Source organism: Acetobacterium tundrae (assembly GCF_008086615.1).
Taxonomy (GTDB): domain Bacteria; phylum Bacillota; class Clostridia; order Eubacteriales; family Eubacteriaceae; genus Acetobacterium; species Acetobacterium tundrae.
Genome location: NZ_RXYB01000018.1, coordinates 23,814 through 49,977 on the forward strand (window position 1 = coordinate 23,814; position 26,164 = coordinate 49,977).

The following is a 26,164-nucleotide window of genomic DNA, read 5'->3' on the forward strand; positions in this document are numbered from 1 at the left end:
AAATCATCATGCAAATTTAGAACCGTTTAGTCAGTTGGCCAAAATCCCTAAGCGGATTATTCTAACAACTGAGGCAAAAATGTCAGATAAAGTGACATTTTTGCCTCTTAACTTTAAATGAACAGAAACAGCTATAACAAATAAGCGTTTGCGGGCTTCAGATAGAAAATCCACGGTGTTAAATGATTGCAGAAAAAAAGCACAGCAAATCTCTGAGAATTGATGGGCTGCTTTAATAGAGAAAAAAGGGATAACGATTCTAATTTCGAAGGTAATTTGTAAAAAAAACAATACGGTAAAACAGGAGAAAAGAATGAAACAGATTGAAACAACCGATGCAGTCGGCAGCGTGCTTTGTCACGACATCACCCAGATTATCAAAGGTGTGAAAAAAGAACCGGTGTTCTCAAAAGGGCATATTGTCAGGGCGGAAGACATCCCGGTACTGCTGTCGGTGGGGAAGGAACATCTTTATGTCTGGGAAAAGGAAGAAGGTATGCTGCATGAAAACGATGCGGCTAAAATTCTCTATGATCTGTGCAAAGGCGAAAACATGAAACCTTCCGAAATAAAGGAAGGGAAGATCGAACTGATCGCGGCCTGCGACGGGGTTCTGAAAATTGACAAAGAGAAAGTTAATCAGGTCAATGCCCTGGGCGAGATGATGATCGCCAGTCGTCACGGCAATTTTCCGGTAAAAGCCGGCGACGTCCTGGCTGGTACCCGGGTGATTCCCCTGGTGATTGAAGAAAGCAAAATGGATCAGGCCAAAGCCTTATGCGGCGCCGCGCCGCTTTTTGAGATCAGAAAATACGTCCATAAGAAAGTCGGCATCGTCACAACCGGCAGTGAAGTGTATTACGGACGGATTGAAGATACCTTCACCCCCGTGATTGAAGAAAAACTGGCGGAATTCGACGTCGAGATCGTCGGACACATCCTGTCTAACGACGAGCATGAGATGATTACTGAATCGATCATGCAGCTGCTGAAAAAAGGCGCGGATATGATTATCTGCACCGGTGGCATGAGCGTGGATCCCGATGACCGGACCCCTCTGGCGATCAAGAATACCGGCGCCAAAATGATTACCTATGGGGCCCCAGTCCTGCCCGGCGCGATGTTTCTGTTGGCCTACTATCAAGGGAAAATCCCCATTATCGGACTGCCCGGCTGCGTGATGTATGCCAAACGAACCATCTTCGATCTGGTCCTGCCCCGGATCATGACCGACGAACGCCTGAGAATCGGCGATTTCACCCGCTTGGGACAGGGCGGCCTCTGCCTTTCCTGTGATGTCTGTACCTTCCCGAACTGCGGCTTCGGAAAAGGCGCATGAATCAAGTGAAAGCGAATCAGCAGAAAGCGAAGGACAAAAAATATGAACAAACTATATGAAATTATCCGGGCCAGCAGTCCCAATCATAAGAATTCTGTGGCAACCGTCGTGGCCGGTGAGCATCTCGGCGAAAAGGCCTTTTTTGACGGAGATGACTGCCGCTTTGAAACCGAACCGAACGGCTTTTTATGCCGCCACCGCGAAATTATTTTAAACGATACCAAAAACGGGAGCCAGTCCATTGACGGCAATCAGGTATTCTGCGAACGCGTCGGCACGGAAAAGAAACTCGTGATCTGCGGCGCCGGACACATCTCAATCCCGATCATCAAAATCGCTCTGATGGCGGATTTTTATGTGACGGTCATCGAAGACCGCTACGACTTCGCCCAAAACGCCCAGGCCGCCGGGGCCCACCGGGTTATCTGCGAACCCTTTGAAGACGGGCTGACAAAAATCGACGGGGACATGAACACTTATTTTGTCATCGTGACTCGGGGCCACCGTTACGATCAGGTCTGTCTGGAAACCATTATTGAGAAACCCAATGCCTACATTGGCATGATCGGAAGTAAGCTGCGGGTGAAGAAGGTCATGGAGCAGCTGGAAGGCAATGGCGTGGATGCCGGTCAGCTGGAAAAAGTCTATACCCCCATCGGGCTGAAGATCAAGGCGGAAACCCCCACGGAAATCGCCGTATCCATTATGGCCGAGATCATCGCGGTCAAAAACCAGAAAAAGGAAAGCTGCGGTTATTCAAAAGAACTGCTCAAAGCCATAGAAAAATATAACCTTGTACAACAGAAGATTGTGCTGGCGACGATTGTCAGCCGCAAAGGCTCGGCCCCCCGAGAAACCGGATCGAAAATGCTGATCTTCCCGGACGGAAAAACCGTGGAGACCCTCGGGGGCGGCTGTGCGGAAGCCGCCATTAAACTGAAGGCCATCGACATGTTAAGGGCCGAGAAACCCGCTCCGGAACTGCATGTGGTGGATATGACCGGGTGGGAAGCCGAAGAAGAAGGCATGGTTTGCGGCGGTGTGATCGAGGTATTTCTTGAGGTCGTTGAGTAAAGCGCATAAACCGATGGGACATCATTTCGGAGAAAAATTTTCATCCTCAAGAAAAATGCAAATGATCGGCGGCTGATTTTATGGTATACTTTCTACATTGATAATTGTGGGATAAACTGACCGTGGCAGAAAAAACGGTAAAAATTTAAATTTGGAAAAAATTGAGGAGTAAAAATGGCTAAAGTAATTGCAGTGAATATCAGCGACCGAAAAGGCGTGATCAAACATCCGGTTGAAGTCGGAGAATGTCTGGTCGATTTTGGCATAAAAGGGGATGCCCACGGCGGAAACTGGCATCGGCAGATCAGCCTGCTGGGGCAGGAAAGTATTGATAAAATGACAGCAATGGGCGTTGCCGGACTGGATCCTGGTAAATTTGCGGAAAATTTAACCACCGCAGGGATTGAACTGTTCACGCTGCCGATTGGAACCCTGCTGGAGATCAATGGCGTTCTGCTTGAAGTCACTCAGATCGGCAAGGAATGCCATAAAGGGTGTGCCATTAAACAGCAGGTCGGCGATTGCATCATGCCCAGAGAAGGAATCTTTGTCAAGGTGCTGAAGAATGGTGAAATCAGACCAGGAGACGAAATCATCATAAAATAAACAGAATGCTATTGATGCAACACATAATAACTAAGGGTAAGTTTGAGATGATCATCGGGGTTGATATGAAAATCGACCTCTTTTTAGGTTGGTCAGGCTGTTCGCAAACGATTGCCGACAGGACCGGCAATTTCGTAAAATCGATCAACTGTAAAAAAATATTAACGGCAGAAAACAATTAGCAATTGATTTCTGCCAGACAGAATAGTATAATACAATTGTTGTTGCCTTAGGGTTAACAATAGATAAAAAAATTATCGCTCAGATCGACTGCCGGGTTTACAAAGAAACATTATGGAGTCGGATTTTTCAAGTGATCGGATCGTGTATCGGAACAAACATCAGTAAGACGTACTTTGAAAATTAGAGTTAATTTTTTATAAGCAATCGGCTTCAAAACAAAATTATAATGGTAAGAGATGCCAAAAAGTTTTAACTGGTTGACAGAAAGAACGGATTACGAGCCTTATTCACTGGCGGTACTCCGTTCTTTTTTTATGGAGAATCAGAGACCGCGATTTCAGAAGGAAGATTACTCGTTTTTTAAGCGAATTTCTTAGAGGAGACAAAATGACACTGCAAAACCTGATTTCAATAATCCTTTACATTTCATTTGTCACCTATGCCCTGATTGGAGCGTATAGTTTTACGCTCAATAAAGAGGCTCGGCTCAATCGATTGTTTATGTCTCTTTGTCTTTGCTTTTCGCTGTGGAGTTTTGCATTTGCTGTGGGTAATTCGGCAGGTACCTATGCTGAAGCGCTGTTCTGGCGAAGAATTGCCGTATTGGGGTGGGGTGTTGCCTATTGTGTTATCCTCCATTTTATCATTGTTTTAACAGGAGCGAACTGGAGCAGGAAGGAGAAAAAGCCCCTGCTATTAATGGTGCTTTATGTGCCGGCAGTCCTGAATGTTATTATTATTATGCTTTACAGCCAAACCACCAATGCCCAGATGCAACTGATTCATACAGTTGCCGGCTGGGCCATAAAACCGGCCAATGATTTTTGGAATACGCTGTTTTATCTCTATTCTCTAGGCTTTTCACTGACCGCTATTGTTTTGCTGCTGCGATGGTTTCGCAGTACGAAAAATTTTATCAACAAGAAGAAAGCATTGTATCTGTTGATTTCATTCAGTGTGGCGCTATTTTTGGGAATGTTTGCAGATATTTTAGCGAATCATTTTCTAAATTGTCAACTGCCTTATCTTACTCCACTGGTCATTATGATTCTGATGGGAACGATTTATCACATCATTCATAAATATGGATTAATATCTGCCAATTGGCAAAATAATGAAAGCTCCAAAGGCATCATACTGAATGCTGATAGCCGGGCTAAGCTTTTTCAGTATATTGGCATCGTCCTGGCAACAGGAAGTATCATTAATTTTTATTTGCAGGTTATACTTTCAAGAGAAAGAGAAACCGGCATTTTATTCAGTTTTGTTTTAGTCTTGATGAGCGTGGTACTGATGGTCATTCCCTATCTGATTAAGCAGGTTAAATATCAGCAGCTGATCCTGACTCTGCTGATCCTTGCGATTTTACCAATTGTGATGCTCGCATATTATGACGGACCTTTCAGTAATATCATCTGGCCGGTGCCGATACTTATCATCATGATCACCGTTATATCGAATGACAGACGACTGTTTTTTTTCGCGGCAGTTCTCAGTTTGCTTCTGGGGGTGCTTTTTTGGGTAAGAATGCCGAGCTTTAATCTAATCATTAACGGGGAGACGTATGCTTTGCGGTTGTTATTCTATGCGATTGGAATCAGCCTCACGGCCCTGATTACGAATATTTATGTTTCTCGGCTGATGGAAAATAGAAAACAGCGGGATTTTCAAAAACTGATCGCAGAAATATCTACAGATTTTGTGACCATGACCCGCTTTGATTTTGATGACAAGGTTAAAAATTTACTAAAAAAAAGCGGGCTCTTCATCAATGCCGATCGAGCGGCTGTCGCGCTATTTTCTGATGATTCTCAGAGCGCTGCTTTTACCCATGAGTGGGTGAGGGAAGCCATGGAATTCATAGATAAAGAAACTGAAAAATGCCTGGTACAGGTGTTGGATTGGAGCAGAAAACAACTGCTTGACAATGCCATTGTTTATATACCATCGATTGATAGGCTGGCTCCTGAGGCCGATGAAGACAGAAGGATACTGAAAGAAGCAAAAATTCAGTCTCTAATTTGTATTCCGATTCATAGTAAAGACAGCGTGATCGGATTTATCGGGTTTGATCAGATCAGCAAAGACAAAGTATGGAAAATACTTGACTTTGAATTGCTGCGAGTGCTGACCAACATAGTGGCGGATGCCATTGCAAAGGTCGAAACCGAAAAGGAAATCAATGATCTGGCTTATTACGATGCCCTCACCAATTTGCCCAATCGGGTACTGTTTAATGACCGTCTGGAACAGGCGCTGGCCCTGGCAAAACGCAGCGGAAAACTGCTGGGGGTGATTTTCCTTGATCTCGATGGCTTTAAGGAAGTCAATGATACCCTTGGCCACGATTGGGGGGATCATCTGCTGAATAAGATTGGCAAGCGTCTGTCAGCTTGTGTGCGAAAATACGATACGGTGGCCCGGTTTGGCGGGGATGAGTTTCTGATTATGGTGCCCCAACTCGCCCAGAAAAAAGATCTGGATGAAGTCGCTAAGAAAATCATGGGAATTTTTCAGCAACCGGTGATGACCGATGAACAAGAATTTTTCATGAATGCCAGCAGCGGGATTGCCGTTTTTCCCGAAGATGGGGAGGATGTTATAACCCTCTTGAGAAATGCCGATATGGCCATGTATGTGGCCAAGAAAAACGGCAAAGGACAGGCTGTCTTTTGTTCAGGGAAAATGAAGAATGATGTGCTGGAAAAAGTGACTTTGACCAACAGCCTTTATCAGGCCTTGGAAAAAAACGAACTGATGCTCCATTACCAGCCCCAGGTCAGTGCCGCCAGCAGGGAGATTATCGGTTTCGAAGCCTTGCTGCGGTGGGAACATCAAAAGCTGGGAACCATTCCGCCAGCGGTATTTATTCCCATTGCGGAGGAGACCGGTCTCATCAACAGCATTGGCGAATGGGTGCTGATGACAGCCTGCGCCCAGAATAAGGAATGGCAGGACAAAGGCTTCAAACCGGTGCAGATGGCCGTTAATCTGTCGCTGGAACAGTTTAAAAGCGAAAATCTGGAAGCCATTGTCAAAAAATGCCTGGTGGAAACAGGCCTTGATCCACGGTATCTGGAGCTGGAAATCACGGAAAGCATTGCGATGAAGGAGTCCGGAGATGTGACCGCATGCCTCCACCGTTTAAAAGCGATCGGAGTGACCATCAGCATCGATGATTTCGGCACCGAGTTTTCATCGCTGGGCCGGTTAAAAGACCTGCCGGTAGATCGACTCAAAATCGATATGGAATTTATTCATGGAATCAGTCAGAATCTCAAGGATGAATCCATCATTGTAGTGATGATCCATTTGGCCAAAATGCTGGGACTTCAGATCATTGCCGAAGGAGTTGAGACCGAAATTCAACTGGGCTTTCTAAAAGACGAAGCCTGTGATGCGATCCAGGGGTTTTACTATTATAAACCGCTTTCAAAAAATGAAATAGAAGGCGATATATATAAAACTTCACCGGCGTAATAAAAAAATCCCGAAAGAAATAATTAGTTTATATTCAGTACCGAAATTTGTTGGGAAGGAGGATAAAGGATGCTGCAAAACATACTATCAATCATATTCTATGCCATCTTTATCTTTGATGCCCTTCTGGGCGTAGTGGGTTTGATGCTCAATAGAAAAGCCCGCTTAAATCAATCTTTTTTCGGCATTTGTCTGAGTATTTCAAGCTTGAATTATGTTTTTGCAATCGTCAATTCACTGAATGTTGTTGATGATGGGCTGATTTGGGGCTGGGTTGCGATTTTTGCGCCAATGATGATACTCTTACCAGTTATCACATTCGCCTATAATTTAGAGAAATTCAGAATCTTAGGACCAAAAGAAGTCAACCAAAAACAGAATTTCAGCGACATCTTAAGTACCGACACCCATTCAACCTTTATTCGCTACATTGCCCTGGTTTATTTCAGTATCAGCGTTTTAATTCTCTTCAAGAGCTTCTTTTTTTCCACGGTAATCTGGGAAGATATGATCTTCAGCACGGTATTGGTGATTATCGGACTGATCATGTTCGGTCTGAGCCTATCCGACTTAGCCATCATTGTTCAGGACCGGATATTAACGGTGATGATGGCATTCTCCATTCCGTTTACCTTGTTTTGGTTTATGAATGATCGGATGGGCAATATTATCTGGATCACGCCACTGACCTGTTTGATGATGACGATTATCTTCAAACGCAAAAAAATGTTTTGGGCGGTTTCAGCGGTGACGCTAGTAGCCGGGATGGCTTTATGGTTAATGGTCCCGGAGCAGACTGTTTATGTCGGGACCCTGGATTATTTGGGCAGACTGATTCTTTACGCCATTGCCATTGTTTTGGCCGCCTTTATCAATAAAACCTATATTGCCCGGCTGAAACAAAATGAGCAGCAGGTCGGGTTTCAGAAAATGATTGCCAGCATTACCACCAATTTTGTTTCCGTGACCAGGGCTAATTTTAATGACAAAGTATGGGATTTGCTCAGAACAAGCGGCGGCCTCATCAATGCCGACCGGGCCTTTATCGGCATATTTTCTGAAGATATGAAAAATATTCGCTATACGCATGAGTGGCTGGGCGAAACCATTGGAACGGATTGGTCGAAAATTGGAAAAAATGAAAAATACCGGTTGCTAACGATACCGTGGTATGTAAAAAAGCTTCTTGACAATGATATTGTTTTGATACCATCAGGAGATATCCTGACGGCGGAAGAGCTAGCGGAAAAAGAAATAATGAATAAGCTAAAAATTAAAGCGGTGTCCGGCATTCCCATTCAAGGGCGGGACCACATTATCGGGTTCATTCGGTATGATCAGATCAGACCCGGCGGAGCATGGCGAAAAGATGATCTCGAATTACTGAGAGTGCTGGCTAACATCCTGGCAGATGCCTTTGAAAAGATCGAAACGGAAAGAAAAATCAATCAATTGGCTTATTATGATCCGCTCACCAACCTTCCCAATCGGGTGCTGTTTAAAGATCGTCTGGAACAGGTGCTTGCCTTGGCAAAACGCCGCGGGAAACTGATTGGGGTGATTTTTCTTGATCTCGACGGCTTCAAGGAAGTCAATGATACCCTGGGCCACAACTGGGGGGATCAGCTGCTGAATCAGATCGGAAAGCGCCTGTCAGCTTGTGTGCGAAAATATGATACTGTGGCCCGGTTTGGTGGGGATGAGTTTCTGATTATGGTTCCCCAACTTTCTCAGCTGGAAGATCTGGTGGAAATCGCCGAAAAAATCATGGCCGTATTTAAACAGCCGGTCCTCATTGAAGAACAGGAAGTTTATGTGAATGCCAGCAGTGGGATTGCGGTTTTCCCGGAAGATGGGGAAAATGGAAATATGCTGATAAAAAATGCCGATCTGGCGATGTACGCCGCCAAAAAAAGCGGCAAAGGCCAGGTTGCCTTTTGTTCAGAGGATATGAAGAACAGGGTTCTGGAAAAAATGAGCATGACCAACAGCCTGTATCGAGCTCAGGAACGAAACGAACTGCATCTTCATTATCAGCCCCAGATCAGCACCGTCGCTAAGGAGATTATCGGTTTTGAAGCGCTGCTGCGGTGGAACCACCCGACTTTGGGAGCTGTTTCCCCAACTGTATTCATCCCCATTGCCGAACGGACCGGCCTCATCAACAGTATTGGCGAATGGGTGTTGTTGACTGCCTGTGCTCAGAACAAGGCCTGGCAGGATGCGGGGTTCAAACCAGTACCGATGGGGGTTAATCTCTCACTGGAGCAGTTTCGAAACGCCAATCTGGACAACGTCATCAAAAAATGCCTGGCGGAAACCGGGCTGGAACCAAAGTATCTGGAACTGGAAATTACCGAAGGGATTGCCATGAAGGAGTCCGGGGATGTGACCCGATGTCTCCGTGAATTAAAAGCGCTTGGAGTGAGCATCAGTATTGATGATTTCGGCACCGAGTTTTCGTCCCTGAGCCGCTTGAAAGACCTGCCGGTGGACCGGCTCAAAATCGATATGCAGTTTATCCAGGGAATTGCCGTCAATGCCAAGGACGAATCCATCATCACGGTGATGATCAATCTGGCCAAAAGGCTGGGGCTCAAGGTGATTGCCGAAGGGGTGGAAACAGCTGTTCAGCTGGGCTTTCTCAGAGCTGAGAACTGTGATGAAATTCAGGGATATTACTATTTCAAGCCCTTATCCTCAGATGAGATCGAAAAGAACAACTTTGAATTGTTCACGAAAAAATAACGTAACGGGATAACGTTTTAAGAAACAAAAAAATCACCTACTGAATTTTCAGTGAGGTGATTTTTTTATTGGGGCCTGAGGGTCAGCTTGCTTTCTCGCCATTAACATAAAGAGAATGGCCATTTAGCTGGACGTTGCTCATACTGCCGTTAAACGCAGTCACATAGCTGTCGGCCGTCAGGGACCAGGTGCTGGTTGCATCGAGAGTAACTTTCAGGGCAGCCGCAGCGGTGCCATCGGAATTGATGGCTCCGGTGAACGCGGAAGCATCTTTGATCGTCAGATCCAAGGTGGAGATGGCATCCGCTTTGATGTCTCCGGCAAGGGCTTGTTGTGCGGCTGTAAAGGTACAGTTGCCGCCGTTTGAGCCGGCAGTTCCCCAGCCATTCGAGGCATCATTGCCAGCTACCAGCAACAGATAGGTATTGGCAGCAGGGGTCAGGGTTACACCGCTGAGTTGGATATTGGCGGTGGTATTGGTGACATAGAACATATCGCCATTATTGGCGGTCAGTGAGCCGCCGTTCATAGTAAAGGTGCTGTTGCCGGTGGCGGCATCGCCAGACATACTTTGATACAGCATGACATTATGGATGTTTTCACCGCTTGATCCGTAGGTTCCGCTCATATTGCCGGCGACTGTACAGTTGTTAAGAGCAACGGAGTTGAACCCTTCCACCACGATGGCTTCGGAGGTATTGGCGGTCAGAGCGGCATTACTCACCGTGATGTCAGCCGTGCTGTATACCGCCGGCGCGCCGGAACTGCCGCTGGTTGAGTAGGTTCCGCCATCAACCACCATAGTTCCGCCGCCGCGGTCACTGCGAATTGCTGCTTTGACGGTAGATTTGACGGTCAGATTGGTGGCATTCAGGATGCCCCCGCCGGCGACTTCGATGCCACCGGAATTGCCCCCCGAGACATTAATCGTGGTATCGTTGATGTTGATGGTCCCACCGTCATAGGCAAAGACCCCGTTTGATCCATCAGCGGTGGCAGTAATATTGCCTCCGGTAATATTCAAAATGGCATCGCTGAGAGCCAGAACGGCGGCATTCAAACCGTAGAAACTGCTGGCATCATTGTTGCTGGCGGCACCGGCGGTTTTGCTGACAGTGACATTGTTAAGCGCAGCCGTAATGCCGTTTTCGGCCCGAATGGCATTTTCATCGGCATTGGTGGAGGTGTAAGTTCCGCCGGTCAGGGTTTCACTGGCAGTGAGATTGTAGGCGCTGGTGCCGGTGTCTGCGGCAGCGCTGCCACCGGTTTGCCCGCCGCCGGTGATGATCTCGAGCGAAGCAATTTTCTGGGAATTGGATTTGTAGGTAATCTTCAACACCGTTCCGGTAGTGATGTCGGAAACTGAGGCCGCCGTACCGCTGGCTGAATCAGTGCTGGTAGAGTTTGCTCCGCTCCCAGGCTGTGATGCGCTTTGTTTGGTGATGGAAACCGCATCGGACAGAGTGATCGTTCTGGTTTCTCCTGTCAGCGTCAGTAGTTCCGGCATGCTGCCTTGGGCTGTGCCTGAAGGAGCCGTACCTGAGGGAGCCGTACCAGAAGGGGCTGTGCCGGAAGGCGGCGTCTGGGCATCCGTGCCGGTTGTTGTCGGCGGGGTTGGCGGGGTCGTCGTGCTGCTGTCAGTGGCAGTGGCTGGCTGGGTCGTCGTGCTGTTGTCAGTGGCATTGGCTGGCTGGGTCGTCGTGCTGTTGTCAGTGGCATTGGCTGGTTGAGTCGTCGTTTGACTGTCTCCGCTGCCTTCATTCAAGGTTCCCACCGCAATGGTTAAGTCAGATCCGTTAATTGCGGTGACCTTGCCATAAATGACGGTTCCGCTGCTAGCTGTGGTGCAGGCACTCAAACTCAAACTGCTCAATGCCATGATCAGCAGGGTAACCAATAAGAATCGCTTTTTATTCATATAATCAATTCACTCCTTTTAATGTAGTTATAAGATTGTTTATAGAATACCAGCTTCATGTGACGGTTATGTGTCGGTTAGGTTATTTATTTCTGATGAGACAGCATCTATTCTATCTGAAAGTAGGGCTTGTATTCAAAGTGAACTTCTTCTAGTACTTGCTTACTCTCAGCCAGGATGGCATCGATGCGGTTTTTGTCAACATGCATCAGAACAAAATTCAGGCGGGTGATATAATCCAGGCAATCTTCTTCAGAACATTTGAAATCGCCCCGATCGTAGGCCCAGAGGATCGAGAAAGTGGAGGCCCGGGCGGCATTGGCAAGCATGGAAATTTCATCCGAATCATGATTGATTTTCAGATGGTACCGGCGATCATGCATTTGATAAAGACGATTTCCCTCCTGACTGAATAGATCCTCATACTTATCGTCGGCCAGCTCTTTGATAAAACGCATGGCGTTGGCATCGGAAAGAAACAATTGATTGTACAGACGAATTTCTACCGCGGCACTGACCTGAAGATCGGTTTTTCGTCCTTTAAAATAATCGGTATAAAGTTTCATGGCAATTTTGTTTTTATAAGCAAAGAGGCAGGCGTCGCTCACGGCCCGGCCCAATTTTGACTTGGATTTAAAATGGTAGGATATCAGGGGTTTGGTAATCTCGCAAAGCTCGGCAATTTGTTCCAGATAGGTGTTTTTGTAGCCCTGTTCGTAAAATAGCCGGATGGCGGTTTCGAGAATATTATCTTTCTGGTTTTTCATCGGCATCTCTTTCTTTCGAGGTAATTTTTGTCTTAGTTTATTTTAGACCTTTCTGGTTATGGAAGCAAGTTTATTTTGCTGAACCGGTTAATATTAAACTGATATAAAAAGTATTGACATTTCGTAAAAAAACGATTACAATACAAATATTGAACCGGTTAAATAATTTGAATGCAAATAATCACTCGGCTCAAATCCTCGGATATATCGGATATATGCTTATTTAATGCGCTTAAAAACATTAAATATAAAATCGATAAACACTGTGGGAAAGCAACCAGCTAGTCAAAATTCGTAAGAAAATTGAATTCGTTTAAAAGGAGGAGAAAGCATGTCAAAAATCGAAGAAGTAAAAGCGAAGGTTGAAGCCGGAAAATCGAAGCTTGTTCCGGGACTGGTACAGGAAGCATTGGACGCCGGAATTGCCCCGGCCGAGATTCTGCAGGCCATGGTGGATTCTATGAGTGTGGTGGGAGATAAGTTCTCTGCTGGAGAGATCTTTGTCCCAGAAATGCTCATTGCCGCCAAAGCCATGTCAAAAGGCGTGGAGGTCTTAAAACCATTGATGGCAGGAGACAGCTCGTCCTCGCTGGGCACCTGTGTAATTGGCACCGTCGCAGGGGATTTGCATGATATCGGAAAAAATCTGGTTTCGATGATGATCGAAAGCACCGGCTTTGAGATGGTGGATCTGGGGGTTGATGTTTCAGCCGATGCCTTTGTGGAAGCTGTGAAAAACAATGCCAATGTCAAATTAGTTGCCTGTTCCGGACTGTTGACCACCACAATGCCAGCAATGAAAGAAGCCGTCCAGACCATTAAAGCTGCATTCCCGGATTTGAAAGTGATCGTGGGCGGAGCGCCGGTAACACCGGAATATGCTGCCGAAATTGGCGCCGACGGATACGCACCGGATGCCGGTAGTGCCTCTGTTAAAGCCAAAGCACTGGTTACGGTATAACAATAAAATCATAAGGAGGTAGAAGGATGTTAACAAAACGACAGAACCTGCTGGAAACAATTCATGGGGGTAAACCGGACCGTTTCGTCAATCAGTATGAATTCCTGAACATTATTATGGAAACGCCTACAGGTATTGAGTTTCGTTATGGCGAAACCTGGAAAGATCACTGGGGAATCACCTGGCAATGGCCAGAAGGTCAACTGGGAATGTTTCCGGTTCACCATGATGGTTTAGCGGTCATTCAGGATATTACCGAATGGCAGAAATTTGTGAAAAAACCAGAGATTGTAACATCTGATGAAGCATGGGCGCCAGCCGTTGCGCATGCAAATGCCGTTGACCGCAATGAAGAGTATGTCGCCGGATTCTTTGCTCCGGGAATTTTTGAAATGACCCATCATCTCATGGGCATGGAAAATGCCCTAATGGCACTTTATGAAGAACCGGAAGCGATGCAGGAATTGATCGACTTTCTGCTTAGCTACGAATTGGAATTCGCTCAGGTGATGATCGATAAAATCCATCCGGATTGTATTTTCCATCATGATGACTGGGGTAGTCAGCTTTCATCTTTTGTTTCCCCGGAAATGTTTGCGGAATTCTTCCTACCGGCCTACAAAAAAATCTACGGTTTCTATAAAGCCAATGGCGTGGAACTGGTTGTTCACCACAGCGACAGCTATGCGGCCAATCTGGTCCCCGATATGATCGATATGGGCATCGATATCTGGCAGGGAGTCATGAACACGAATAACATTCCCGAACTCATTAAAGAATATGGGGGGGGAATTTCCTTCATGGGCGGTATCCATAGTGGACTCGTTGATTTCCCGGCATGGACTCCGGAAATTGTGGCGGAATATGTGGAAAAAACCTGTCGTGATAACGGCAAGCAGTATTTTATTCCCTGTCAGACCTCTGGTCTTCCGATTGATAACTTTCAGGGTGTGTATGAAACGATCAACAAAGAAATTGACCGCATGAGTAAAGAACTTTTCTAGATTTTTCGCTAACATCAATTATATAATTTATATTTTAAGGAGAAAGAAATGAATCAATCAGTAAAACCCCTCTCAATATTTACCATAATGGCGTTGGCGTTTTTTGGAATGGGAGTTGGGACCATTACCCCAGCCCTAAATGCAATTTTTGTTCAGTTTAATACTTTACCGATCACCACGCTTCTGCTGGTGTCGACCCTGCCATCATTACTCGTTATTCCGGCCACTATTGTTGCCGGATCCGTTGCCGGAAGCAAAGTCAAATACAAGACCCTGGCTATCCTGGGAATGACGCTCTTTGTACTGGGCGGCGTGGCTCCATATTTTGCAACTGACTTCACCGTTATTCTAATTGAACGGGCCGTCTTTGGTATCGGTCTGGGGATTATGTCACCACTGGCTAATTCACTGGTTATGGGTCTTTATGAAGGCGATAAACTGGCAACCATGACCGGAATAGTTACCCTGGCGATGAATATTGGTGGGATGATCCTGCAATACATGGGTGGTTATTTTGCCTCAATCGGCTGGAATTATAGTTTCTTGCCTCATGGTCTTGGTATTATTTCTCTCATTATGGTTATCTTTTTCCTGCCGGAACCAGCACAAGCACCGGTAACGGTTCAAACCGAGCTCGTTCCCAAAGAAAAACTGCCTTTAAAAGTATGGATCACGGTACTCGTTTACGGGATCTTTACCCTGACGATTTATCCCATGTTAGTTAACATGTCGACCCTGATCGTGAATCGCGGCCTGGGTACGACAGCAACAGCCGGGATTGTCCTCGCAATTTTTACTATCGGTGGGATGCTTGCAGGTTCCGTCTTTGGTAAGCTCTTCAAAATTTCCAACCGCTTTGTTCTCGCTTTAGGATTTGCCATCGCTGTTGCGGGTTCGCTAGTAGTTGTTTATGCCGGAAATGTTTACATATTATCTGTTGGCGCATTTCTTGGAGGGTTTGCTATGTCAACCCTGATTCCAGGCTGTATGATGATTATCGGAATGACGGCTAAACCCGCCCAGATGGCATTTGCGGTATCCTTATTCTTTGCCGGCATGAATCTTTTCGGATTCCTGTCAACTTACTGGATCGGCGCTATTGCCGGCATCACTGGTGATGCCGTTACCGCACCTATCCTAGTGAGTGGGGGAGTCCAGGCAGTCTTCTGTTTACTGTATCTGGTTGTGAATCCGTTAAAACCAAGTCCGGTAAGAGAACAGTAGTCAGAAACATTAACAACGCAGCATTCTTATAATTAAAAAGAAAACCGAAGATTCCCAGTGTTTTGACTGGGAATCTTCGGTTTTTCTTGTGTGCCCGGAATATATTTAAAATGAAGAAAAGAGGGCGACAAAATAATCACCGACTTGTTGCATGATCCTGTAACTGATTAATGTAGGGGCGATTACTAATCGCCCGTGAACGTAGGGCTGGCGACTGACGCGCGGGCGGGTAATACCCGCCGCTTACAGTATCCATTTGGGTTGCCACAGGTAACTTGTTGCATAATCCTGTAGGGGCGATTAGTAATCGCCCGTGAACGTGGGGTTTGCAACTGACGCGTGGGCGCGTAAATACCAGCGCCGACACGATCCTTTTAACTTCTTTGTTATCGGGAAGACGTCAGGTCACAATCGCTACAGGTCCGTCATAAATCAGTTTACTTCCTTAAACAATCCTTAATTAGTGTCGCTTTTTCCTGATTGCTGACGGTTCAGAACAAAAAAATAATCGGGACATGCGGTCGGAATATAACAATAATATGGATGAAAAAGGGCACGTAATGGTATCTGCCAGGCGTGATTTTCACTCGTCCGGAAAAGGCGGCCGGCAATTGCGGGGAAGATCTTTCTATCTTTTGGGGGAGTGCCGGTTTGGGTTCTGAGGCACAGAAAAAAGCAGAATGCCCCGGCAAATCATAAAATGTATTTTTAAGAATTGTTTTGACGCCGAAAAATTAAAAATGTTTTTAAATGAGACTAAAATATCAGAATCAGGTATTCAAAATAACAATTTGAGTGGTCATTAAATATTAAGGTTACACTTTATATTGCGGCTAAAGCGACGCTTGAGACAGAAAGATAATTTGTTAAATAACAAACGAAATATTACTTGCCTTGACGATCGTTTGAGAAATAACAAACAAGAACCTATAATATATTGCTGTTAAAAGAAAAAATATTGACATATCTTGGAAATAATGTTACTCTTATGAAAAATTAGAACACAACAGAGAATAAATGGATTGATTGATCTGCAGGTTTCGAAAATAAAAAAAAGGAAAAGTAGTGAGAAAGTGGTGAGAGAGAAGGGTTGATTATAAACTCAAATTTTAATAAGGTTACCTGAATAAATTGAAATCGATAACAAATGTCGGTACGCATTAGGTCGCTATCTTTAGTCTAGCTCATAGCGGGCAGTTTAGAAAACTCGGATCATTTATAAAAGCATGAGGAGGTCATGAAAATGGAATTTAAATTAAGAGACTGGAAACTGAGTGATGCAGAAGGCATCGTACCATTGGCAAACAATCAGAAGATCGCAGGAAATCTGAGAAACACGTTTCCTTATCCCTATACTCTGGATGATGCCCATCTTTTTATCACCAAAAGCATTCATTCCCATAAACGGAATCATCTTAACAAAGCGATCGAAATTGACGGCTCACCGTCGGGGTCCATCAGCCTGCTGATGCAGGAAGATGTCAGCTGTAAAAGCGGCGAGCTGGGTTTCTGGCTGGGCGAACCGTTCTGGGGCAAAGGCATTATGGCCGATGCGATCACACAGATATGCGAAACGGGCTTTGAAGATCTGGCACTGGAGCGAATCTATGCGCGGCCCTTTGCTGAAAACACGGCCGCTCGCAAAACCCTGGAAAAAGCCGGCTTCCAGCTGGAAGGCATTTTCAAGAAGAGTATTTTTAAAAATGGCAAAGTCATGGATTCATGCATGTATGCACTGACGCGATAAAGAACAACGAACCCTTTTGATGGTGATAATCATTCAAAAAAGGGTTCGTTTTTTGAGCTGCTTTTTTTGATGAACGCTTCGACACTACATTTTTGTCATGCAGACGAGTTTGACGCCGGCGCTGATGGCCAGCTGGGCCAGCACGGCGGCCACCAGGGTATAGAAGACGACGATGTTGAAATAGCCGGCAATGATGGCGGCGATAATCATCAACACGGATGTGATTGACAGCAGCGGTTGTCCCGCTTTACTGCGGATGGTTTTTAACCGTTCATCATGCTCTTTGTTGTATAAAACTTTGAGTTTGATCTCATCATTAAGAGCCCGCCGCAACTTGACGACCGATACCATTGATAAAATGCCGATGCTCATGATGAGTCCGAACTGAAATCCCGAAATAAAGCCCGCAGACATCGTGGCATCATCGGGAACGTTCTGCAGTGAAAAGACAGCATAAATACCCAGGGCCACGGCCACCAGCGTCAAGCCTGAAGCAAGGATGATTCTTCGATTGACTTTTGTTCTAAATTCTTCCATAGTATTCCTCCTAAAATTCATTTGCATTTGAAAAATCAAATACTTCTTCAATCGTCAGCCCGAAATAGTGGGCGATTTTGTAGGCCAGCACCAGCGATGCCGTATATTTTCCAACCTCAATCGAGGTGATGGTCTGGCGGGTGGTGCCGACTTCTAGGGCCAGTTCTTCCTGAGACAATTTTCGTTTTTTTCGCAATTCTTTAATGCGTGTTTTCATATTGACACCTTCTGTTGATTTGCATAGTATACTTAGCATTTTTAGTATAGCTCGCTTTGCAATAAATGTCAAGCGGACTTTGCAAATAAAATCCGGATCCGCTTTTTTGACATTGTTTGGATAATAAATAATCTAAAACGATCTGACCAGCACAACTTGCAAACATTAGAAATATATGATATTATATTTAATATATGATTAAAATTAAAAGGTAGTTTCGAATGATTTTTTAGTGATAAAAAAATTTGGAGCATTTTGAAACAAATAGTATAAAAACTGGATCTTTTCAAAATGTAATGCTAAGGATTACATGGAAAACAACAATTATTAATAAAATGAGGACTATTAATGTTAAACGAAGAAGCAAAAGCCCTGATGAATTATTTTAAAGCCCTTTTAAATGATGAGAAAACAGAAAGCGAACTATCGGAGAAATTTACCGAAGATGATGATTTTGTGGAACTGAATGACCTGATCAGAAAGATCCGTCAGGTATCGAAAGCCCTGAGAGATGGGGATCTGTCTTATGACGTTCACGGTAGTGGTTTTGTTTTAGAAGCGATGGAAACGTTTAAGAATTCCTTCAAAAGTTTTACATTAAATGCAGCTGAAGTTGTTCCACAGAATTTTCCAACCAGTGAGAAACCTTCTTTTAAGTTTTCTGATATTTTCAACAGGATGACGAAACAATTTTGTTTTTCTGTCAGCAAATTAAAAGAATCCAATAAGAATTTTGAAATGATTTTTCACAATATCCCCGATGCTACGGTACTCATCAGTATGGAAGAGTGGACGGTTATGGCCGCCAATCAAACATTTTTGGAGTTAACCAACTACACAGAACAGGAAGTGCTGCATAAACATCTGGCAAGCTTTAATCTGGGTATCACCCCTGAGCAATTGACGACGAGCCATGAAGACCTTAAAAAAAATGGCTTCTACAAAAATATGGAGGTGACCTTTCGAAATAATAAAAATGAATGTTATTTTGGAAGCATTTCATCAAAAATAATTAAGATAAAAGGTAAAGACTGCATACTGAGTGTCATCACCGATGTAACTGACATCAAGAAACTCGAAATTAAATTCAGAGAAAGTGAAGAAAGACACCGGCTTTTAGCTGACCACGCAGATGACATCATTTCCACCGTTAATCTGATGGGTGATTTTACCTATATCAGTCCATCGGTTGAACGAATAACCGGCTATACGGTTGATGAAGTGATGTACCACTATCTGGAAATCAATTACTTTACACCCGCGATACTCAAAACGATGCAGCACATCTTGAAGCTTATTAACAGACTGGTGAAAAACGGAGAGTATTTTGAACCGGTGCGGTTTGAACAATTACAAATTCGTAAGGACGGCAGTGCCTTCTGGTCGGATACGATCCTGTCCGGAATTTACGATGATGAAAATCAGTTCAAAGAATTACTAGGGGTGACCCGGGACAACACTGAAAATGTGAAACTACGGGACGAAATTAAAAAACTATCGGAAACGGATAAACTGACGCAACTATACAATCGGCTCAAGCTGGATGACGCTCTGAAAAAAGAATCCAAAAATGCTAAGAAAACGGGTGGGTCTTTTGCTTTGATTATGCTGGATATTGATCATTTTAAATGGGTCAACGATGATTTTGGACACCAGGCTGGTGATATGATGTTGATTGAACTGGCAACGATCTTTAAAGACTGTATCCGGTCTCGAGATATCGTCGGGCGCTGGGGGGGCGAAGAATTTCTTTTTATCCTCCCGGAAACGGATGCAAATGGCGCCATAATGTTAGCGGAAAAAATAAGAAACTGTATCCATGAAAAGCGTTTTTCGCTACCGAAAAGGATTACGGTAAGTCTTGGCGTTACTGTTTATCGTGGGGACAACATCATTGAAACCATTGTTTCACGGGCCGACGAAGCGATGTATGTGGCGAAGAACAACGGCAGAAACCAGGTGCAGTTCCTCTGATTGCCGGTATGACGTAGTCTGATAAATTCGTCCCAAAAGGACTTGCTTGATGTTTTTTGCACGCGAATAAGCCCGGCATTTGGTTGCCGGGCTTATTCGCGTTTACGGAAAGAAAGCAGCTTATTTTTCCCACTTGACAAATTAAAAAAAAGTGGTATTATAGTTCAGTATTGAACAGTTCAGAAAAGAACAGTTCAATACTGAACCAAAACTAAGGAGTTAAAAAAATGACGAATGACTTTGAGACATTAATCAGCGGGCAGCAATTTAAAAAGATCTATGAAAAAAAGTACAATCGCATCACCGAAAAATACGGACTGCATAAAATCGAAATTGAGATCCTGCTGTTTTTAGAAAGCACGAATTATGACAAGGCCAGGGATATTGCCGAAATCCGTTTTTTTTCCAAGGCGCATATTTCCAAAGCCACGGAAAATTTAATCCGCAGAGGCTACCTGTCCGGAACCGATGACGAAGGTGACCGCCGCATCGTTCATCTGGAACTGACTGATGAATCCCGGCCGATCCTGAGTGAAATCAAAAAATTGCGAACCAATTTGTCAGAGACGCTGTTTTCCGGCGTCACCGCCGAAGAAAAGAAAACGATGCTGATCGTCGCCAAGAAAATCGTCCACAACATCAACAACGAACTGTAATAATTAAGATGAACGCGGTAGTGAATGTGGTATTATAGTGAGGAATTTTTCATTTGGAAAAATAAATCTTGAACCTATTTTAAAACGATGCTAAAAACTGTTTTATAAGCATCCATCATTGTGAAAGGGTTGTACTTTTTGCAAAGGCCAATAAAGAAAAATAAGTTAGGAGAAGTTTAATGGAAAATAAAATGAACGAGCAACATACAGCGAACTTTAAGCAATACGGTGAAACGTGTCGGCAGAATTCAACCATTGAAAGTCAATTATTCGAAAAATACGACGTCAAGAGAGGCCTCCGGGATAAAGATGGCAAAGGGGTTTTATGCGGCCTGACCAATATCTCGATGATTAAATCCTCGGAAGTCATTGATGGCAAAAGTGTGCCATGCGATGGGGTTCTATCCTATCGGGGTTACAACATCATCGATCTGATTAAGGGCTTCGTGAAAAACAAACGGTTTGGCTACGAAGAAGTCGCCTATCTGTTATTGTTCGGCAGACTTCCTAACAGCAATGAGTTAGCAATATTTAAGGGTGATCTGGCATTCAGCCTGAATTTGCCGACAAACTTCGCCCGCGATGTAATCATGAAAGCGCCAACGAAGGATATCATGAATTCGATGACCAAGAGCGTTCTGACCTTGGCTTCATACGACGCGGAAGTTTCAAATTTGGAAATCGAAAATGTTTTACGACAATGCATGAAGCTGATCAGTGTTTTTCCGATGCTTTCAGTCTACGGCTATCATGCCTATAATCATTATGATTGCGGAGATAGTTTATATATTCATCAGCCGGATCCGAATTTATCAACAGCTGAAAATATTCTCACCATGCTGAGACCGGATAAACAGTATACTGAGGTCGAAGCGCGGGTTCTCGATGTTGCTCTAGTGTTGCATATGGAGCATGGTGGCGGAAATAATTCAACCTTTACCACCCGCGTCGTCACCTCATCCGGGTCCGATACGTATTCGGTTATCGCGGCAGCACTGACGTCCCTGAAAGGACCCAAACACGGTGGTGCAAACATTAAAGTCGTTGAAATGATGACAGACATCAAGAATCATGTCAGCGATATTACCGATCAGGATGCGGTGCGGCAGTATCTGGAAAAAATCGTTGATAAAGAAGCCTTTGACAGGCGGGGCCTTATTTACGGAATGGGCCATGCAGTTTATTCAATCTCAGATCCAAGAGCGGAAGTGTTTAAGGAATTTGTTGAGAAACTGGCCATTGAAAAGGATCGCCGGGATGATTTCCTGCTGTATTCGATGATTGAAAATTTGGCGCCGGAAGTGATCGCCGAAAAAAGACATATCTACAAAGGCGTTAGTGCCAATGTGGATTTCTACAGCGGGTTTGTTTACAGTATGCTGGATATTCCCCTTGAACTGTTTACACCGATGTTTGCGGTTGCCCGAATTGTCGGCTGGAGTGCTCATCGGATAGAAGAATTAATCAATATGGATAAGATCATTCGACCAGCCTATATGAATGTTTCAACTGAACAGGATTATATCGGTCTGCTTGAACGGGAATAATGCCTGTTGAGATTTCTTCTGCATCGATCCAAAAAAATATTGTCAAATATTTGACAAAAAAAACAGAATATGCTATCTTGTAAACATTGATTGCAATCAACGTTTATAAATATTTTAGTTTTGGGATGAACCCAAAGGGATGCTACTGTAGTAGGTCCTTTTGGGTTATTTTTTTGCGAAGATAGGTGTTAAAAGAAATTGTATCAAGAAAAAATGGAGGAAATAGGGTGAATCATTCTAAAATAAAAAATCTTGTCGATACCGATGAATTGTATATTCTTTCTGGGAAAAAGATATAAGATTCCAATTGACAAAGAGTATTTATTATGAGAAACTACAAATAAATACATGTATATACAAAGTCATGAAGGCTTAATTCGGTCAGAAGATCGTTTTATTTCTTTGTGGCTTTTTTTAATTTAATAAATTAGGGGAAAAAGATCAATATGGAAAATATTCTGAAAGAAGTAGAAAATTATTGGGATGGCCGATCAGAGGGATATTCCGAGGTCAATGTGGCGGAACTCAACAGTTATAAAATGGATGTGTGGAAAGAGCTGATTAACCGCTATAAACCCAATGTGATCGGCAGAAAATTAAAAGTTTTAGACATTGGAACGGGCCCGGGATTTTTTGCTATTGCCATGGCATCCTGTGGCTATGATGTAACAGCTGTGGATTATACCGATGCTATGCTGCACCGGGCAAAAAAGAATGCCGGCTCTTTAAAGAACTGTATTAACTTTATCCAGATGGATGCCCATGCGTTGAATTTTAAAGAGAATACCTTTGATTTGATTGTCACAAGAAATTTGACCTGGAATTTGGAAAAACCGGATCAGGCTTACAAAGAATGGCACCGTGTGCTGGTCACTGGCGGCAGACTATTGAATTTTGATGCAAATTGGTATCTCCATCTTTTCGATGAAACAAAAAAATCTGAATATGAAGAAGATCGTATGAATTCTCAAAAACAGGGCGTGAAAGATCACTATGTCCATACCGATACGGCAGCGATGGAAGAAATTGCGAAAAATCTTCCGTTAAGCCGAACCATGCGACCTCAATGGGATGCCGCTGTTCTGATTAATACCGGCTTTAAAAAAGTAATGGTTGAGCAGGATATTGGAGAACAGGTTTGGGATAATGAAGAACAGATAAATTATGCATCAACACCAATGTTTATGATTTTTGCGGAAAAATAGGTTAGTAAAAGCATAAGTTTGTGTTCTATATAGGCAATGAAGTTAAAATGATAGATCAATATAGATTTAAATAATAAGCCAGCGAGGTAGTTATTCTTTGATGAGAATTTTACTTCGCTTTTTTTAATTTAAAATCTGAGATTATTATAGCACTTTAATTGAATTTAGGAACCAATTGGTTTGTAACTGCATATTTTGGGGATGATGGTGATCAAACACAGCGTTTTATTGTGGCGATAAGAAAAATAGCAAGCGGAATAATCAAAAAAATATTTTTAAAGAGAAATTTGTGCAGTAAGCATAATTATAGGAGAAATCAGATGCTTTTAGAAAAAATAGACGAGCCGATTGAAGAAACACAGGCAAAGAAACCAAATCATGATCATACCCAGACGAAAGCGGTGTTGAACCGTTTGTCCAAAGCCACCGGTCATTTAGAATCGATTCGAAAAATGGTGGAATCAGGGAGAGACTGTTCAGAGGTATTAATCCAGTTAGCAGCTGTGAAAGCAGCGATTAATAATACCGGGAAGATTATTCTAAAAGACCATATTGACCATTGTATTGTAGCTGCGGTTGAAAAAGGAGATCAAAAAGCGCTTAATGATTTGCATAAAGCTATTGATCAATTCATGAAATAAAGAAAAAAATGCGGTTGAAAACAGCGATTATAGTTGCAGATTCAACAGAAAAATTTGGAAAAAATGACGGTGGTGTTTTTATGACAGAAGAAAGCGATGGAAAAAAAAGAATGAGTGATAAAAGACCGAAGCAGGTTCGAGAGATGATTGAACTAAAACAATTGCAGTATTTTGTTGTGAGTGCGGATGTTGGATCATTCAGTAAGGCTGCAGAAATATTATATACCACACAACCGAATGTAAGCAAAGCCATAAAAGCCCTGGAAGAACAGTTGGGGTTTGATCTGTTTGAACGAAAAAGCAGAGGCATTCTGCTGACCGCAAAAGGCGACCATGTTTATGAATATGCCTGTAAAGCCATCGAAAATGTTGAAACCTTGTCCTCTTTTTCACAGACCGAAAAAGTTGAACAGTTGAAGATATCAAGTAATCCAAGTCAATGGATGGCGCAATGTTTTGCAGAATTCTACAACCAATATCATTTGGAAAAGCTACAGTTCCGTTTATATACGGCAAGTGTGGAAGAAATAATGAAACGCCTGATACAATTGATCCCGATTATTTTGGGAATTACACTATTGTCTTTTACGCTGATGCACACGGCAACAGGTGATGCGGTTGATGCCCTATACGATAATTCGGGAGGCGGTGCGACCGAACAGGTCAAGGCCGAGAAACGGGCAGAGTTGGGATTGGATCAACCCTTCCTGGTTCAGTATACCAACTGGCTGGTTGGAATTGCGACGGGTAATATGGGAACATCATATATTTCGAACCAGCCGGTGTTTGAAACATTTGTTTCAAAGCTGCCGGCAACGATTTATCTGACCCTGACATCCATACTGGTAACCGTCGTGATTTCCATCCCCCTTGGGATACTGGCAGCAGTCAAACAAAATCGCGTGACGGACTATCTCATCCGGGGAATGAGTTTTATTGGAAATTCGATGCCGGGATTTTTTGTATCGCTCCTGTTGATTTATTTTTTTGCCCTGAAATTAAGGCTATTCCCAGTCATGGGTAATGAAGGGTGGCAGAGTATTTGTCTGCCGACCCTGACTCTGGCAATTGCAATGGCTGCCAAGTATACACGCCAGGTTCGGGCAACGGTGCTGGAAGAACTGAATAAGGATTACGTCATGGGAGCCAGAGCCCGTGGGGTGAGAGAAACGGTGATCCTCTGGTCCAGTGTGCTGAAATCAGCCATGCTCACCATTGTGACTCTGCTGGCATTGTCGATCGGATCGTTGCTTGGCGGAACGGCGATCATTGAGTCGATTTTCATGTGGGACGGGGTGGGCAAACTGGCGGTGGATTCCATCATGGCCAGGGATTATCCGATGATTCAGGCTTATGTTATCTGGATGGCCCTGATTTATGTGCTGGTCAATCTGGTTACGGATATTCTGTATCATTATCTCGATCCCCGGATTCGCCTGGAAAAGGAGGGCTAAGGATTGGAAATAGGATTAGAAAAATCAGTGACCGTTCGAAAATCAAAAACGCGAAAAGACCAGACAAAGTTAAAGCTTTATGTATTTTCAGCACTTGTGGTTGTGCTACTTGTAATTGCTGCTTTTGCATCCCAGCTGGTGCCCTATGATCCCTACCAGCAGGATTTAGGAAAGGCTTTGCAGGCGCCAAATTCAAATTACTTGCTTGGTACCGACCGTTACGGCCGGGATCTGTTATCCCGGGTGATTATGGGAGCCCAAGCCACGATCTTTTCGTCATTGCTGCTGGTTTGCATCATTTCGGTGATCGGAACAGGTGTTGGATTATTTTGCGGTTACAAAGGCGGAAAAATTGACTCGCTGATCATGCGCATTTCCGATGTCTTTCTCGCATTTCCGGGTATGGTCTTTGCGATTGCTGTAGCCGGGGTTTTAGGCGGCGGCATCATGAATGCCGTTCTTGCGCTGGCCTGCATTTCATGGCCAAAATTTGCCAGACTTGCCAGAGGCCAGGTATTATCCGTCAAAAACATGCCCTATATTTCGGCGTCAAAATTGAGCGGATCACGACCGGCAAAAATTATTTTCAAACATATTCTGCCGAACATCATGGGTCCGATTTTGGTAACGGCAACCCTGGATATCGGGACGATGATGATGGAGCTTGCCGGCTTGTCATTTCTGGGATTGGGTGCCATGCCTCCCATTGCCGAATGGGGCTCAATGATGAGTAATGGGCGGAGTATGCTGCAAACATCACCATGGGTAATTTTAGCACCGGGCGGGGCTATTTTTATAACCGTCATGGTGTTTAATTTACTGGGAGATACGGTGCGAGATGTACTGGATCCAAAATTCAAAAAATAAAAAACGGGAGGAAAA

21 protein-coding genes are annotated in these 26,164 nt (G+C 44.0%); 17 read left to right on the forward strand and 4 right to left on the reverse strand.

Annotated features, from left to right (window positions below; genetic code table 11):
* Positions 1–313: 313 nt before the first annotated feature.
* The 6 genes from FZC40_RS13150 to FZC40_RS13170 all read left to right on the forward strand — a co-directional run bounded on the left by FZC40_RS13150 (position 314) and on the right by FZC40_RS13170 (position 9,430).
* Positions 314–1,339: a molybdopterin-binding protein gene (locus FZC40_RS13150; protein ID WP_148605076.1), complete on the forward strand. Its 1,026-nt coding sequence runs from the start codon at positions 314–316 to the stop codon at positions 1,337–1,339.
* A gap of 42 nt (positions 1,340–1,381) precedes the next feature.
* Positions 1,382–2,413, forward strand: a complete 1,032-nt coding sequence (locus FZC40_RS13155; protein WP_148605078.1) for an XdhC family protein — start codon at positions 1,382–1,384, stop codon at positions 2,411–2,413.
* Positions 2,414–2,587: 174 nt separating this feature from the next.
* Positions 2,588–3,019: an MOSC domain-containing protein gene (locus FZC40_RS13160; RefSeq protein ID WP_148605080.1), complete on the forward strand. Its 432-nt coding sequence runs from the start codon at positions 2,588–2,590 to the stop codon at positions 3,017–3,019.
* Between the two features lie 14 nt (positions 3,020–3,033).
* Positions 3,034–3,201, forward strand: a complete 168-nt coding sequence (locus FZC40_RS17165; RefSeq protein WP_186843749.1) for a hypothetical protein — start codon at positions 3,034–3,036, stop codon at positions 3,199–3,201.
* 388 nt (positions 3,202–3,589) lie between these two features.
* The gene (locus FZC40_RS13165; RefSeq protein ID WP_148605082.1) at positions 3,590–6,682 is read left to right on the forward strand and encodes an EAL domain-containing protein; all 3,093 of its coding nucleotides are present in this window, start codon (positions 3,590–3,592) and stop codon (positions 6,680–6,682) included.
* A gap of 69 nt (positions 6,683–6,751) precedes the next feature.
* A complete protein-coding gene (locus FZC40_RS13170; RefSeq protein WP_148605085.1) occupies positions 6,752–9,430 on the forward strand; it encodes a bifunctional diguanylate cyclase/phosphodiesterase in 2,679 nt (892 codons plus the stop codon).
* Between the two features lie 82 nt (positions 9,431–9,512).
* Here the strand turns inward: FZC40_RS13170 and FZC40_RS17460 are convergent, their stop codons facing one another.
* Both FZC40_RS17460 and FZC40_RS13180 read right to left on the reverse strand, forming a co-directional pair.
* Positions 9,513–11,348 carry a beta strand repeat-containing protein gene (locus tag FZC40_RS17460; RefSeq protein ID WP_148605087.1) on the reverse strand — a complete coding sequence of 612 codons (1,836 nt, stop codon included), beginning with the start codon at positions 11,346–11,348 and terminating at the stop codon, positions 9,513–9,515.
* A gap of 107 nt (positions 11,349–11,455) precedes the next feature.
* Complete coding sequence (locus FZC40_RS13180; protein ID WP_243135816.1) at positions 11,456–12,115, reverse strand: TetR/AcrR family transcriptional regulator; 660 nt, start codon at positions 12,113–12,115, stop codon at positions 11,456–11,458.
* Positions 12,116–12,446: 331 nt separating this feature from the next.
* On the opposite strand from FZC40_RS13180, the gene FZC40_RS13185 reads away from it, so the two are divergent.
* The 4 genes from FZC40_RS13185 (at position 12,447) to FZC40_RS13200 (ending at position 17,051) form a co-directional block, all read left to right on the forward strand.
* Positions 12,447–13,076, forward strand: a complete 630-nt coding sequence (locus FZC40_RS13185; RefSeq protein ID WP_148605091.1) for a corrinoid protein — start codon at positions 12,447–12,449, stop codon at positions 13,074–13,076.
* A 26-nt stretch (positions 13,077–13,102) separates the two neighbouring features.
* Complete coding sequence (locus tag FZC40_RS13190; protein ID WP_148605093.1) at positions 13,103–14,080, forward strand: uroporphyrinogen decarboxylase family protein; 978 nt, start codon at positions 13,103–13,105, stop codon at positions 14,078–14,080.
* A gap of 48 nt (positions 14,081–14,128) precedes the next feature.
* Positions 14,129–15,304, forward strand: coding sequence for an MFS transporter (locus FZC40_RS13195; RefSeq protein WP_148605095.1), 1,176 nt, complete (start codon positions 14,129–14,131; stop codon positions 15,302–15,304).
* A gap of 1,243 nt (positions 15,305–16,547) precedes the next feature.
* On the forward strand, positions 16,548–17,051 hold the full coding sequence (locus FZC40_RS13200) for a GNAT family N-acetyltransferase (protein WP_148605097.1): 504 nt from the start codon (positions 16,548–16,550) through the stop codon (positions 17,049–17,051).
* A gap of 84 nt (positions 17,052–17,135) precedes the next feature.
* Here FZC40_RS13200 and FZC40_RS13205 read toward each other — a convergent pair whose 3' ends face one another.
* Both FZC40_RS13205 and FZC40_RS13210 read right to left on the reverse strand, forming a co-directional pair.
* The gene (locus FZC40_RS13205) at positions 17,136–17,588 is read right to left on the reverse strand and encodes a hypothetical protein (protein WP_186843750.1); all 453 of its coding nucleotides are present in this window, start codon (positions 17,586–17,588) and stop codon (positions 17,136–17,138) included.
* A 10-nt stretch (positions 17,589–17,598) separates the two neighbouring features.
* On the reverse strand, positions 17,599–17,805 hold the full coding sequence (locus FZC40_RS13210; protein ID WP_148605102.1) for a helix-turn-helix transcriptional regulator: 207 nt from the start codon (positions 17,803–17,805) through the stop codon (positions 17,599–17,601).
* Between the two features lie 348 nt (positions 17,806–18,153).
* Here FZC40_RS13210 and FZC40_RS13215 point away from each other — a divergent pair, with 348 nt between their 5' ends.
* The 7 genes from FZC40_RS13215 (at position 18,154) to nikC (ending at position 26,149) form a co-directional block, all read left to right on the forward strand.
* Positions 18,154–19,779: a diguanylate cyclase gene (locus FZC40_RS13215; RefSeq protein WP_148605104.1), complete on the forward strand. Its 1,626-nt coding sequence runs from the start codon at positions 18,154–18,156 to the stop codon at positions 19,777–19,779.
* A 227-nt stretch (positions 19,780–20,006) separates the two neighbouring features.
* Entirely contained in the window at positions 20,007–20,435 is a 429-nt protein-coding gene (locus FZC40_RS13220) for a MarR family winged helix-turn-helix transcriptional regulator (RefSeq protein ID WP_148605106.1), read from the forward strand.
* A gap of 179 nt (positions 20,436–20,614) precedes the next feature.
* Positions 20,615–21,982: a citrate/2-methylcitrate synthase gene (locus FZC40_RS13225; RefSeq protein WP_243135817.1), complete on the forward strand. Its 1,368-nt coding sequence runs from the start codon at positions 20,615–20,617 to the stop codon at positions 21,980–21,982.
* Between the two features lie 446 nt (positions 21,983–22,428).
* On the forward strand, positions 22,429–23,187 hold the full coding sequence (locus FZC40_RS13230; RefSeq protein WP_148605108.1) for a class I SAM-dependent methyltransferase: 759 nt from the start codon (positions 22,429–22,431) through the stop codon (positions 23,185–23,187).
* 320 nt (positions 23,188–23,507) lie between these two features.
* A complete protein-coding gene (locus tag FZC40_RS13235) occupies positions 23,508–23,828 on the forward strand; it encodes a metal-sensing transcriptional repressor (RefSeq protein WP_148605111.1) in 321 nt (106 codons plus the stop codon).
* A 14-nt stretch (positions 23,829–23,842) separates the two neighbouring features.
* A complete protein-coding gene (gene nikB / locus FZC40_RS17705; protein ID WP_186843751.1) occupies positions 23,843–25,282 on the forward strand; it encodes a nickel ABC transporter permease in 1,440 nt (479 codons plus the stop codon).
* Between the two features lie 3 nt (positions 25,283–25,285).
* On the forward strand, positions 25,286–26,149 hold the full coding sequence (gene nikC, locus FZC40_RS13245; RefSeq protein ID WP_148605115.1) for a nickel transporter permease: 864 nt from the start codon (positions 25,286–25,288) through the stop codon (positions 26,147–26,149).
* Positions 26,150–26,164 lie beyond the last annotated feature (15 nt).